Annotated in this window: 14 protein-coding genes and 1 pseudogene; 12 read left to right on the forward strand and 3 right to left on the reverse strand. The window is 63.9% G+C overall.

Translation table 11 applies throughout. The annotated features are described in order from the left end of the window. Positions 1 to 231: 231 nt before the first annotated feature. Positions 232 to 1296 carry an NAD(P)-dependent alcohol dehydrogenase gene (locus tag B2W22_RS15150; RefSeq protein WP_175123615.1) on the reverse strand — a complete coding sequence of 355 codons (1065 nt, stop codon included), beginning with the start codon at positions 1294 to 1296 and terminating at the stop codon, positions 232 to 234. A gap of 106 nt (positions 1297 to 1402) precedes the next feature. On the opposite strand from B2W22_RS15150, the gene B2W22_RS15155 reads away from it, so the two are divergent. Continuing rightward, a complete protein-coding gene (locus B2W22_RS15155; RefSeq protein WP_175123614.1) occupies positions 1403 to 2287 on the forward strand; it encodes a LysR family transcriptional regulator in 885 nt (294 codons plus the stop codon). Between the two features lie 28 nt (positions 2288 to 2315). On the opposite strand, the pseudogene bioD reads toward B2W22_RS15155, so the two are convergent. Beyond that, positions 2316 to 3092: pseudogene (bioD, locus tag B2W22_RS15160) on the reverse strand (dethiobiotin synthase); the annotation flags it as partial. A 244-nt stretch (positions 3093 to 3336) separates the two neighbouring features. Between bioD and B2W22_RS15165 the strand changes: the two are divergent. From B2W22_RS15165 to B2W22_RS15215, 11 genes are all read left to right on the forward strand, one after another. Further along, positions 3337 to 4314, forward strand: a complete 978-nt coding sequence (locus B2W22_RS15165; RefSeq protein ID WP_286938441.1) for a hypothetical protein — start codon at positions 3337 to 3339, stop codon at positions 4312 to 4314. Further along, positions 4311 to 4472, forward strand: coding sequence for a cbb3-type cytochrome oxidase assembly protein CcoS (gene ccoS / locus B2W22_RS15170; RefSeq protein WP_175123611.1), 162 nt, complete (start codon positions 4311 to 4313; stop codon positions 4470 to 4472). Before B2W22_RS15165 ends, ccoS begins: the two co-directional genes overlap by 4 nt. A gap of 215 nt (positions 4473 to 4687) precedes the next feature. Then, a complete protein-coding gene (gene ccoN / locus B2W22_RS15175; protein WP_175123610.1) occupies positions 4688 to 6175 on the forward strand; it encodes a cytochrome-c oxidase, cbb3-type subunit I in 1488 nt (495 codons plus the stop codon). Between the two features lie 10 nt (positions 6176 to 6185). Then, positions 6186 to 6923: a cytochrome-c oxidase, cbb3-type subunit II gene (gene ccoO, locus B2W22_RS15180; protein WP_175123609.1), complete on the forward strand. Its 738-nt coding sequence runs from the start codon at positions 6186 to 6188 to the stop codon at positions 6921 to 6923. Positions 6924 to 6925: 2 nt separating this feature from the next. After that, positions 6926 to 7102, forward strand: coding sequence for a cbb3-type cytochrome oxidase subunit 3 (locus B2W22_RS15185; protein ID WP_056563017.1), 177 nt, complete (start codon positions 6926 to 6928; stop codon positions 7100 to 7102). Further along, positions 7099 to 8064, forward strand: a complete 966-nt coding sequence (gene ccoP / locus B2W22_RS15190) for a cytochrome-c oxidase, cbb3-type subunit III (RefSeq protein WP_175123608.1) — start codon at positions 7099 to 7101, stop codon at positions 8062 to 8064. Before B2W22_RS15185 ends, ccoP begins: the two co-directional genes overlap by 4 nt. Positions 8065 to 8135: 71 nt before the next feature. Further along, entirely contained in the window at positions 8136 to 9626 is a 1491-nt protein-coding gene (gene ccoG, locus B2W22_RS15195; protein ID WP_175123607.1) for a cytochrome c oxidase accessory protein CcoG, read from the forward strand. A 35-nt stretch (positions 9627 to 9661) separates the two neighbouring features. Continuing rightward, on the forward strand, positions 9662 to 9934 hold the full coding sequence (locus B2W22_RS15200) for a FixH family protein (RefSeq protein WP_175123606.1): 273 nt from the start codon (positions 9662 to 9664) through the stop codon (positions 9932 to 9934). A gap of 16 nt (positions 9935 to 9950) precedes the next feature. Beyond that, entirely contained in the window at positions 9951 to 10187 is a 237-nt protein-coding gene (locus tag B2W22_RS15205; RefSeq protein ID WP_175138114.1) for a hypothetical protein, read from the forward strand. Between the two features lie 124 nt (positions 10188 to 10311). Continuing rightward, positions 10312 to 11235: an ABC transporter ATP-binding protein gene (locus B2W22_RS15210; RefSeq protein WP_175183935.1), complete on the forward strand. Its 924-nt coding sequence runs from the start codon at positions 10312 to 10314 to the stop codon at positions 11233 to 11235. Further along, entirely contained in the window at positions 11232 to 11993 is a 762-nt protein-coding gene (locus tag B2W22_RS15215; protein WP_175138116.1) for an ABC transporter permease, read from the forward strand. The genes B2W22_RS15210 and B2W22_RS15215 overlap by 4 nt, the downstream gene beginning before the upstream one ends. A gap of 128 nt (positions 11994 to 12121) precedes the next feature. On the opposite strand, the gene B2W22_RS15220 is transcribed toward B2W22_RS15215, so the two are convergent. Continuing rightward, the gene (locus B2W22_RS15220) at positions 12122 to 12520 is read right to left on the reverse strand and encodes a DUF4168 domain-containing protein (RefSeq protein ID WP_175123602.1); all 399 of its coding nucleotides are present in this window, start codon (positions 12518 to 12520) and stop codon (positions 12122 to 12124) included. Between the last annotated feature and the right edge of the window lie 65 nt (positions 12521 to 12585).

Consider the following 12585-nt stretch of genomic DNA (forward strand, 5'->3'; position numbering starts at 1 on the left):
ACCGCAGCAACGTCCGGAAAAGCCGGATGGATGTAAACGAAGGTTGTAGGAAGGATGACGCCAGAGGAACGGTTGAAGTGAAATCTCAACCTTTTGTTCTAAGAGATGCGGCGTAGGTCTGCGGCGCGCAGGTCGGCCGCCATCCCGATTGACGACGTGAATCCGGGTCCGCTTTTTTTTGTTTGCGTCCGTAACGAACCCGGCCCCGCTTTGCCTTGCGTGTGTGTTGACCTACGCGGCGGCGCGTTCTTCCTTCAGCGAAGCCATGTCGATCACGAAGCGATATTTGACGTCGTTCTTCACCAGCCGCTCGTAGGCCTCGTTGACGGCCTGGATCGGCACCATTTCGACATCGCTGACGATGTTGTGTTCGGCGCAGAAGTCCATCATCTCCTGGGTCTCTTCCATGCCGCCGATCGCCGAGCCCGCCAGGGACTTGCGGCCCATGATGAGGTTGGCGCCGGGGATCGGATCCAACGGCGTCAATGCGCCCACCAGCGCCATGGTGCCGTCCAGCGCCAGCAGCGCCATGTAGGGATTGACGTCGTGGCTGACGGGAACGGTGTTCAACAGAAAGTCGAACGTGCCGGCGTGCGCCGCCATGGCGTCGGCATCGCGCGACACCAGCACTTCATCCGCGCCCAGACGCTTGGCGTCGCGCGCCTTGTCGGCAGACGTCGTGATCATCACCACGTGAGCGCCCATCGCGTGTGCAAACTTGACGCCCATGTGGCCCAGGCCGCCCAGACCGATGACGCCCACCTTCTTGCCGGGGCCGACCTTCCAGTGGCGCAGCGGAGAGTAGGTGGTGATGCCGGCGCACAGCAGCGGCGCGACGGCCTTCAGGTCGAGCTTGTCGGACACCTTCACGACAAAATGCTCGCGGACCACGATGCGATCGGAATACCCGCCAAACGTCAGCTGGTCGCTGCCGCGTTCCTTGTCGTTGTAGGTCAGCGTGGCGTTTTCCTCGCAGTACTGTTCGAGGTTCAGTTGGCATGCCTTGCAATGGCGGCACGAGTCCACCATGCAACCCACGCCGGCGTAATCGCCCACCTTGAACTTCGACACGTTCTTGCCCACTTGCGCGACGCGGCCGATGATCTCGTGGCCGGGCACCATGGGGTACATGGAATTGCCCCAGTCGCCGCGCGCCTGGTGCAGGTCGGAGTGGCAGATGCCGCTATACAGGATGTCGATCAGCACATCGTCATCGCCGGGTTCACGGCGCGTGAAGCTGAAGGGGACGAGCGGGGTGTCGGCGCTGTGGGCGGCGTAGCCTTGGGCTTGGATCATGACGGCCTCTTGGGGTATTTGTTGAGCAGGCGTTCACAATATTCCGGGTAAGGACCCCATTCAAGCTAGAATTTCGGCATGATTTATTGAATGAATTTGCATAATCATGCCGCTCGACAACCTGTCCCATCTTGCCGCGTTCTCAGCAGTGGCCCGCCTGGGCAGTTTCCGCAAGGCGGGCGAAGAGCTCAGCCTGTCCACATCGGCGGTCAGCTACGCGATCCGCAAACTGGAAGAGCGGCTGGGCGTGAATCTCTTTAACCGCACGACGCGCAGCGTGGCACTGACCGACGCGGGCCAGCGCCTGGCCGAGCGTTTGCAGCCGGTGCTGCACGGGCTGGACGACGCGCTGGACGAAATGAACCACTTTCGCGGCTCCGCCGCCGGCACGCTGCGCATCAATACGTCGCGCGCGGCGTCGTACCTGCTGCTGATGCCGATGGCGGCTCAGTTCCTGGCCGCCTACCCGGACATCCGCCTGGAGATCGGCGAAGACGACAGCTTTGTCGACATCGTGAAGTCCGGCTTCGACGCAGGTGTGCGTCTGCTCGAAGCGGTGCCCGAGGACATGGTGGCCGTTCCCATCGGCCCGGCGCTGCGCTCCGTGGTGGTGGCCTCGCCGGATTACCTGCGGGAGCGCGAGCCGCCACGGCATCCGGCTGACCTGATGAGGCACGAATGCGTCCGCTATCGTTTCCCCAGTGGCCGGTACTTCAAGTGGGTATTCAAGCGGGACGGCGAGGTGCTGGAGTTCGACGTGCCGGGGCGTCTGGCCCTGAGCGACGTGCACGCCGAGGTGCGGGCGGCCGCCGACGGCATCGGCATCGGCTACGTGCCGGAAAACTACGTTGCCGGACTGTTGGCATCCGGCAAGCTGGTGCGGCTGCTTGAGGACTGGTGCCCGACGATCCCCGGATTCATGTTGTATTACCCCCGCCAGCGCCGTGTGTCATCGGCGCTGCGGGCGTTCATCGACATGGCGCGGCAGTGACGCGCCGCGCACGAAGCCGCTGGCCCGGCTAGTCCGCTTCGGCCTCGGCGCCGTACAGCGACGCCAGACATTCGGTCAGCGGCGCAATGCCCTTGGCTAGTTCGTCGACCGCGGCAGCGTCCACACGCGGCAGCGGCGGTATCTCGGCCAGCACCCGCACGCCGCCAAAGCGTTCGATGGCTTCCTTGTTGCCCGCGGAGGGCGGTCCGCTCATGACCACGCCAAGCACCGGAATGCCGTGCCGCTGCAGCGCCGCGAGGCTGAGCAAGGTGTGGTTGATGGTGCCCAGTCCGCTGCGCGCCGCCAACACCACCGGCATGCCCAGGCGCGCGATCAGGTCGATCATCATGTGCGTATCGTCGATCGGCATATACAGGCCGCCCGCGCCTTCCACGATCAGCGGCGCGCGTGTCGGGGGCGGCACGATGCTGGTGGCATCGACCACGGTCTCTTCCAGCGTGGCTGCCGCCCATGGCGATAGCGGCGCCTGGAGGACGTAGGCAAGTAAATGCAGGCGGTGGGGCGGCAACTGCGCCAGCTGCGCCACGGTGTCGGTATCGCCCGGATCCTCGGCGACACCCGTCTGCACGGGTTTCCAGTAGTCGGCGTTCCAGGCGCGGGCGAGGATGGCCGACACCAGCGTCTTGCCGATACCGGTATCGGTGCCGGTTACAAAAACCCCGACGGGGCGCCGCGTCGATGTCTTCTGCATACCGCAAGCCAGGTGAATGGTCACCACGGCCCCATGTTGGTCGAGCGCGGCCGGACAGCGCCGGAACCTGCGGACGTGCCGCGGGCGTAGGGGAGGCGGCTGCGGCAGCGCAATGGACAACCGCAGCGGCCAGAGCACCGTTTTATCAGTTGCCCCGTCCGCGCGCCACCCGTCACATAGATCAGTGCCGGAGGATGGGCGGGCGGCATGATGGCGAGGCGGGGAGGCGAGGCGGGGAGGCGGCAGGGCGGCGGGGCGGCGGGGCAGTGGCAAATCGTCTTTGGCGTCTTGATTCAGATCAAGGCGGTCGGGGACAGGCCTGACTACCATCGGCAACATGCGTGCCAAATCGATTTTCGCCGTCCCGGCCAGCCTGCCCGATGCCGACCGCCAGCAACGCCGCCATGCGCTGGTGCGTCTGTCGCTCGCCTGGCTGGCAATGATGCAGGTCATGATGTTCGCCTGGCCCGGCTATCTGCGCCATGAATCCATGCCCGCCGACGCGCTGGAAACCCTGGACTGGGCCATCGTCCTCATGAACTGGGCCAGCTTCGCGCTGACCGTGCCCGTCGTCCTGTATTCGGCATGGCCCATCTGGCGCCACGCGGGCGCCAATCTGCGGCAGGGCCGCGCCGGCATGGATGTGCCGGTGGCGCTAGGCATCATTGCCGCCTTCATCCCCAGCGTCCACGCCACGTATACGGGGCGGGGCGAAGTCTATTTCGACTCGGTCACGATGTTCGTCGCGTTCCTGCTGACCGCGCGCTATCTGGAACTGTGCGCCCGCCAATCCTTCGGCGGCGCGGGTTCCGCCGGCCGCCGCCATGCCCGCGTCGAAGACCAGCGCCTGTTGCTCGGCACGCGCGCCGACCGCGTGGCGTCGCGTTTCGTCATGGTGCAGGTCGCGCTGGCATTGGCCGCCGCGGCGGGCTGGGCCTACATCGATCCCGCCCACAGCATTCCCGTCATGGTGGCGCTGCTGGTCATGAGCTGTCCCTGTGCCATGTCCATGGCCGTCCCCACCGCCATGGCTTCCGCGCACAGCGCGCTGGCGGCGCATCCGGACATGCCCGAGGCCGCGCTTGACGCGCTGCTTGCCGATGCCCGGCGCAAGGCGCGGCAGAATCTTTACGGCTCGCTCGTCTGGCATCTGCTGATGACGCCGCTGGCCCTGGTGGGCTGGGTCACGCCCTGGCTTGCCGCCATCACCATGCTGGTGTCGTCGCTGGCCGTGGCCTACAACTCCTGGCGCCTGTGCCGCCGCGACTGGTCGGGCCGTCTGGCCGCTGGCGCCGCACTGGGAGCCGCGCCATGACCATCCTCTACCTGCTACTGCCGCTGTCGCTGCTTTTCGTGCTGGCGATCGGCGTATCGCTGTGGTGGGCCGTCTTCAACGGTCAGTACGACGACACCGACAGCGCCGGCACGGCCATCCTGCGCGACGACGACAGCGGCCCCGCCGGCCGCCGCTGATCGCCGGGGCGCAAATTACCGCCGCCGATGCGCCTCTGCGGACCCCGCCGCAGCGCATCGGCCAGGTCTTTTCACGGCCCGATACCCCTAATAGCGTTGCGGTTATGCAGCGATGTCCAAGGCGTCGCAACCCGGTTGATCCAAATCAACGCCTCCTCGAGTGACTAGTCCCATCATCGAAACCTGGAAGTTCTTGTTACTTTAGGGGATGGGTGATGAACGATTGCCCCGCAATCGCAAGCAAGTCCGATACCTTCAACTACAAGGTCGTGCGGCAGTTCGCCATCATGACCGTGGTCTGGGGCATTGTCGGCATGGCTGTCGGTGTTTTTCTGGCCGCTCAGCTAATTTGGCCTCAATTGAATTTCGACACCGCATGGCTCAGCTACGGCCGCCTGCGCCCGCTGCACACCAACGCCGTGATCTTCGCCTTCGGCGGCAGCGCACTTTTCGCGACGTCCTATTACGTCGTCCAGCGCACCTGTCAGGCGCGCCTCTTCTGCGACAAGCTTGCCGCCTTCACGTTCTGGGGCTGGCAGGTCGTCATCGTCGCAGCCGCCATCACCTTGCCCATGGGTTTTACCAGCAGCAAGGAATACGCCGAACTCGAATGGCCCATCGACATCCTGATCACGCTGGTCTGGGTCGCCTACGCCATCGTGTTCTTCGGCACCATCATCAAGCGCCGGTCCAAGCACATCTACGTGGCCAACTGGTTCTTCGGCTCGTACATCCTCACCATCGCCATCCTGCACATTTTCAACAACATTGAAATGCCGGTGTCGATGTGGAAGTCCTACTCCGCCTACGCGGGCGTGCAGGACGCCATGGTGCAGTGGTGGTACGGCCATAACGCGGTGGGCTTCTTCCTGACCACCAGCTTCCTGGGCATGATGTATTACTTCGTGCCCAAGCAGGCCGGCCGTCCCATCTACTCGTACCGCCTGTCCATCGTCCACTTCTGGGCGCTGGCCTTCACGTACATGTGGGCGGGCCCGCACCATCTGCTGTACACCTCGCTGCCCGACTGGACCCAGTCGCTGGGCATGACCTTCTCGCTGATCCTGCTGGCGCCTTCCTGGGGCGGCATGATCAACGGCATCATGACCCTGCAGGGCGCCTGGTACAAGCTGCGCACCGACCCGATCCTGAAGTTCATGGTCACCGCGCTGTCGTTCTACGGCATGTCCACGTTCGAAGGCTCGATGATGTCGATCCGCACCGTGAACGCGCTGTCGCACTACACGGACTGGACCATCGGCCACGTGCACTCCGGCGCGCTGGGCTGGGTCGCCATGATTTCGTTCGGCTCGCTCTACTACCTGATCCCGCGCCTCTATGGCCGCGAAAAGATGTACAGCGTCAAGGCCATCGAACTGCACTTCTGGATCGCGACCATCGGCGTGGTGCTGTACATCGCCGCCATGTGGATCGCCGGCGTGCAGCAGGGCCTGATGTGGCGCGACACGGCGCCGGACGGCACCCTGGTCTACAGCTTCGTCGAAGAACTGAAGACGCGCGTTCCGTACTACCTGATCCGTTTGCTGGGTGGAACCCTGTTCTTGTGCGGTGTGTTCGTCATGGCCTGGAACGTATGGAAGACGGTGAGCGGCGCGACCGCGGTCAATCCCGCCATTCCGCAAGACGATCCCCATGCCGCCCGTCCGTCGGTCCCCGCGACCGCCGTGCCGGCCACTGTTTGACGAGGACATCATGGCCAACAAGAATCACGGCTTCTTTTCTCATCAGACCCTCGAGAAGAACATCGGCTGGATGATCATCGCCAGCATCCTGGTGGTCTCCTTCGCAGGCCTGGTGCAAATCATCCCGCTGTTCTTCCAGCACAGCACCACCCAGCCCGTGGCGGGCGTCGAGCCCTACAGCCCGCTTCGGCTGATGGGCCGCGACGTGTACATCCGCGAAGGCTGCGTGGGCTGCCATTCGCAGCAGGTGCGCGTGCTCGCCGCTGAAGTCCAGCGCTACGGGTCGTACTCGCTGGCGTCCGAATCGGTGTTCGATCACCCGTTCCTGTGGGGCTCCAAGCGCACGGGTCCGGACCTGGCGCGCGTCGGCGAGCGCTACTCCGACGACTGGCACCGCATCCACTTGCGCGATCCGCGCAAGGTCGTGCCGGAATCCAACATGCCGGCGTATCCGTGGCTGGAAAAGACGGTCATCACCGGCCAGAACGTCGACCAGCGCATGCGTGCCCTGCGTGCCCTGGGCGTGCCTTACACCGACGAGGAAATCGCCGCCGCGCCCAAGGCAATCGAAGGCAAGACGGAAGAAGACGCGCTGGTGGCCTATCTGCAAGGCCTGGGTGTCGGCGTGCGCAAGGCGCAGCTTGCCAAGCAGGCCGAAGAGGCCAAGGCGGAAGCGGCCAAGAAGGCTCAGCAACCTGCCGCCCAATCGGCCGTGCAACCCGCCGCGCAAGCGGCCACAGGAGGCTGATCATGGTCGGCTACCTGAGCGCAATCGTCACCGCCATCTCGATGGCAACCTTTTTCGGCATCGTCTGGTGGGCCTGCTCGCGCGGCCGCCAGGGCGCCAACCGCGAATCGGCCATGCTGCCGTTCGCACTGCCCGATGAATTCGGGCAGGCACAACAAGATGGAGCGAATCGGTCATGAGCGATTTCGTCAATGGCTTCTGGGGGTATTTCATCTCGATCGTCGCCGTGGGCGGGGTGGTGTGGTGCGTGTGGCTGCTGTACACGCAACGCCGCTGGCTCACCGCCAAGCCGGCCAGCGGCCAGGTCGAGGACACCGGGCACGTCTGGGACGGCGACCTGACCGAACTCAACAACCCGGTCCCCACCTGGTGGACGTGGATGTACCTGCTGGCCTGCGCCTTTGCACTGGGATACCTCTTCCTGATGCCGGGCCTGGGCGAATACAAGGGCAAGCTGGGCTACAGCAGCGCAGACGAAGTGGCGCAGCAGCAGGCCAAGATGGCTGAAGCCGTGCGTCCCATCTATGCGCGCTTCGAGACCATGACGGTGCCGCAGATTGCGCAGGATCCGGGCGCCCGTGAAATCGGCCAGCGTCTCTTCCTGAACACCTGCGCGCAGTGCCACGGCTCCGACGCCAAGGGTGCGCCCAGCTTTCCCAACCTGACGGACGGCGACTGGCTGCACGGCGGTTCGCCCGAAGCCATCATGCAGACCATCAAAGAAGGCCGCCACGGCATCATGCCGCCCTGGAAGGCTTCGATCGATCCCAAGATGGCCGGCGACATCGCGCAGTACGTGCGTTCGCTGTCGGGCCTGACCGCCGATCCGGTCCGCGTGTTCCGCGGCAAGCGCGAGTTCGCCAACTTCTGCGTCGCCTGTCACGGTGTCGATGGCAAGGGCAACCAGCTTGTCGGTGCGCCGAACCTGACGGACGACGTGTGGCTCTACGGCAGTTCGGAAGCCAGCATCGTCAAGACCATTCTTGATGGCCGCGACAACCGCATGCCGGCGCACGAACACATCCTGAGTCCCGAGCAGATCAAGATCCTGACTGCGTGGGTCTGGGGACTGTCCAACAAGCCCGACGCGTCTACGCAGACCGCTGCCGCGCCGGCCGAGGCCAGCACTGCCAAGCAGTGAACCGGCAGCACGTAAATGGGAGGCCGCGCGGCCTCCCATATCACTAAGCACTTACAAGCACGGAGCAGCAAATGGAAGATGGGTCAACCGCAAGCGTCAGCAGTTCGCCTGGCGGTGACCCGCCGCCCTGGCGGCCGCATACGCGGCCGCCGCGTCCTGGCCAGGAGACCCTGGAGCAGACGTTGGCGGGGGTGCGCAGCAAGATCTATCCGCGATCCGTCAGTGGCATCTTTGCCCGCTGGCGTATCGCGTTCGTCTTTATCACGCAGATCATCTTCTATGGCTTGCCCTGGCTCGAATGGAACGGCCGCCAGGCGGTGCTGTTCGACCTGGGCGCGCGCAAGTTCTACATCTTCGGCCTGGTGCTGTGGCCGCAGGACGTCGTGTACCTTGCCGTGCTGCTGGTCATTTCGGCATTGGCGCTGTTTCTCTTCACCGCGGTGGCCGGGCGCCTGTTCTGCGGCTACGCCTGTCCCCAGACCGTCTACACCGAAATCTTCATGTGGATCGAGCGCAAGGTCGAAGGCGACCGAATCGCGCGCATCCGGCTGGACGAATCCCCCTGGAGCTGGCGCAAGTTCCGCCTGAAGTTCACCAAGCATTTCCTGTGGATCGCGTTGGCCTGGTGGACCGGCTCTACGTTCATCGGCTACTTCGCGCCCATCCGCGAACTCGGTCACGAACTCTTCGCGCTGCAGCTCGGACCCTGGCAGTGGTTCTGGATGCTGTTCTACGGTTTCGCCACCTGGGGCAACGCCGGCTTCATGCGCGAATCGGTGTGCAAGTACATGTGCCCGTACGCCCGCTTCCAGAGCGTGATGGTCGACCCGGACACCTTCGTCGTCACCTACGACAAGCGCCGCGGCGATCCGCGTGGCGGCCGCTCGCGCAAGGTGGACCACAAGGCGAAGGGGCTGGGCGACTGCGTCGATTGCAGTCTCTGCGTGCAGGTCTGCCCGACCGGCATCGACATCCGTGACGGTCTGCAGTACATGTGTATCGGGTGCGGCGCCTGCATCGACGCCTGTGATCAGGTGATGGACAAGATGCAGTACGAGCCGGGCCTCATCCGCTACACGTCCGAGCGCGCCATGCTGGATGGCCTGTCCACGAAGAGCGCGCGGTCGCATCTGCTGCGGCCCCGCGTCCTGATCTACGGCACGTTGATCCTGTTGCTGGCGATCGCCTTCGTCGTCTCGCTGGTGGTCCGCAACCCGCTGCGCGTCGATGTGATCCGCGACCGCGGCGTGCTGGGCCGCGAGGTAGCAGGGGGCATGATCGAAAACGTGTATCGCCTGCAGATCATCAATACGTCGGACGCGCCCATGCGGCTGCGCCTGACGGCCGAAGGCATGCCCGACCTGGCGGTGCTGGCGGGCCAACAGGGATCGGACGTGGTCGAGGTCGAACCCGCCGCCAACAAACTGGTGCCGATGGTCATCCGCGCCCCGGCGGGCGCGGCGCCCGGCGCCCATCCCATCACGCTGCGCGCCAAGGGGCAGGATGGCGAGAACCGGCAGGTTGAAACCGACGAAGCTGCCAGTTTCTACGTGCCCGAGTAGGGCAGACACCGCCCTGGTCACCAAAAGGAATCTTCATGAACGCTGCACAAATCACCGTTGACGCCGCCGACGCGGCGCATCCCGCCAAGCCCTGGTACCGCGAGCCCTGGCCGTGGATCCTGATGGCGGGTCCGTTCGCCGCCATGGTCGGCTGCTTCATCACGATCTACTTCGCAATGACCCAATTCGCCAGCCAGCCCATCCAGGAGGGTGTGGTCAAACGCGGTCTGGTCATCGAACAGACCGCGACCGGCGCGACCGCGAGCCCGGCATCGACGCCCGCCGGCTCTGCAGCCGCCAAACCTTGATCGGGGGAGTTCACGCATGGGATTGCGATCTTTGATGTGGATCCTGTGGCCGTCGTTCATGGCGGCGGCTGCGGGTAGCGCACTGATCTTCGCCCTGATCGACCCGCTGGACGTGGCCATTTTCGGCTACGTCCCAACCGGCAGAATGGGCTTCTACACGGTGTCGTTTTTTGTCTTGTGGGTGATGGCCGGCCTGTCCAGCGCGCTGACGGCGTACCTGATGCCCAAGGTTGAAGAGGACGACGACTTCTAGTTCCAGTGTTCCAAAAACTAGTTCCAGTGTTCCCAAAAAGAAAACACACCGTTCCGCCAGGTTGAACAAGCGCGGGCCGCGCGACGGGTAAAATCCTCCGGCTATGGTCAAGTTGGGGGCTCGCGTGCAGCCAGTCATTTCAGTACAAGGCTTATCCAAGCAATATGCGTCGGGATTCCAGGCGCTCAAGAATGTCAGCCTGGACATCCAGCGCGGCGAAATCTTCGCGTTGCTCGGGCCGAACGGCGCGGGCAAGACGACGCTGATCAGCATCATCTGCGGCATCGTCAATCCCACCCACGGCACGGTGCTGGCTGACGGCCACGACATCGTGTCCGATTTCCGCGCCGCCCGGTCCAAGATCGGTTTGGTGCCGCAGGAAATCTCCACGGACGCCTTCGAAAGCGTCTGGAACACGGTCACCTTCAGCCGCGGGCTGTTCGGCAAGCCGGCGGACCCCGCCTATATCGAAAAGGTCCTGCGCGATCTGTCGCTGTGGGACAAGAAGGACAGCCGCATCATGGCGCTGTCCGGCGGCATGAAGCGGCGCGTCATGATCGCCAAGGCGCTGTCGCACGAACCGGCCATCCTGTTCCTGGACGAGCCCACCGCGGGTGTCGACGTCGAATTGCGGCGCGGCATGTGGGAAATGGTGCGACGGCTGCGCGAAAGCGGCGTCACCATCATCCTCACCACGCACTACATCGAAGAAGCCCAGGAAATGGCGGACCGCATCGGCGTGATCCGCAAGGGCGAGATCATCCTGGTCGAGGAGAAGAATGCGCTGATGGCCAAGCTGGGCAAACGCCAGCTTGCGCTGACACTGAAGGCGCCGCTGCCCGGCATTCCGACGGCGTTGGACGCCTACCAGCTTGAGCTTTCGCCCGACGGCTACAAGCTCGTCTATACCTACGACAACGAGCGCGGCGGCGATATTTCGCGTCTGCTGCAGGACCTGAGCCGCCTGCAGATCGAATTTGCAGACCTGAACACCTCGGAAAGCTCGCTCGAGGACATCTTTGTCAGCCTGGTGCACGGTCAATCATGAACTTCTACGCCATCCGCGCCATCTACCTTTTCGAAATGGCCCGCGCCTGGCGCACGCTGATGCAAAGCGTGCTGTCGCCGGTGATTTCAACGTCTCTTTACTTCGTCGTGTTCGGTTCCGCCATCGGTTCGCACATGGTCGAAATTGACGGCGTGAGCTACGGCGCGTTCATCGTGCCCGGCATGATCATGCTGTCGCTGCTGACGCAGAGCGTGGCCAACGCCTCGTTCGGCATTTACATGCCGCGCTTTTCAGGCACGATCTACGAAATCCATTCGGCGCCCATTTCGTATGTGGAAATCCTGATGGGCTACGTCGGCGCGGCCGCCAGCAAGTCCATCATCCTGGGCCTCATCATGCTGGCCACCGCGCGCCTGTTCGTGACGTTCGACGTGGCGCATCCGTTCTGGATGCTGTCGTTCCTGGTGCTGACCGCCGTCACGTTCAGCCTGTTCGGTTTCATCATCGGGATCTGGGCCGACGGGTTTGAAAAGCTGCAGATCATTCCGTTGATGATCATCACGCCGCTGACCTTTCTGGGGGGCACGTTCTATTCGATCAACATGCTTCCGCCGTTCTGGCAGACCGTCACGCTGTTCAATCCGGTGGTCTACCTGGTCAGCGGTTTCCGCTGGGCGTTCTTTGGCGTAGCGGACGTCAGCATCGGCGTCAGCGTGGGCATGACGCTGGCCTTCCTGGTTGCATGCCTGATTGGCGTGCGGTGGATTTTCAAGACGGGCTACCGCCTGAAGACCTGATACAACAGCAGCGTCGAGCCTCGCGCAATGCGAAAGGCGCCGCATGTCCCGTTCAGGGCATGCGGCGCCTTGTTTTTCCGAGGCGGCCGTCGTGGGCGGCGTGACTGCGTGCCCGTCAGCGCCTGGGCTTACCGCGCCGGCTGCATCTTCATCAGGCGATCACGAAGCTGGGGATCCTGCTGCACGGCCTGGCCGATGCCGTTGAATTCCTCGACCGACAGCCCGTCCGCGCGGACCAGCTTGACCATTTTTTCGTCCGCTTCCTTGACGACCTTCTGCTTGGCGTCGTCGGTCTTGGCGGCTTCGACCTTCGGACGGTATTCGTCAACGACGCCAGAGATCTTCTGCGACGCCGAAGCGAACTTCTGCAATTGCTGATCCGTCGGCTTCTGCACGGCGGGCGCCATGCCCGGCTGAGCTTGCGTCTGCGCCGGAGCCTGGGCGGCCTGTTGAGCCAGGGCAGGGGCACCGGACAGCGCCGTCGTCAGAATGGCGGCGGATAGGAATGCATATTTGGAACGCTGCATCAAAACTCCTTGTTCCGGTTGAAAGTCCGACCATGATGACCAGCCGGACCGCCGTGGGACAAGTT

Source organism: Achromobacter sp. UBA4530, from assembly GCF_002388205.1.
Lineage (GTDB): Bacteria > Pseudomonadota > Gammaproteobacteria > Burkholderiales > Burkholderiaceae_B > Achromobacter > Achromobacter animicus.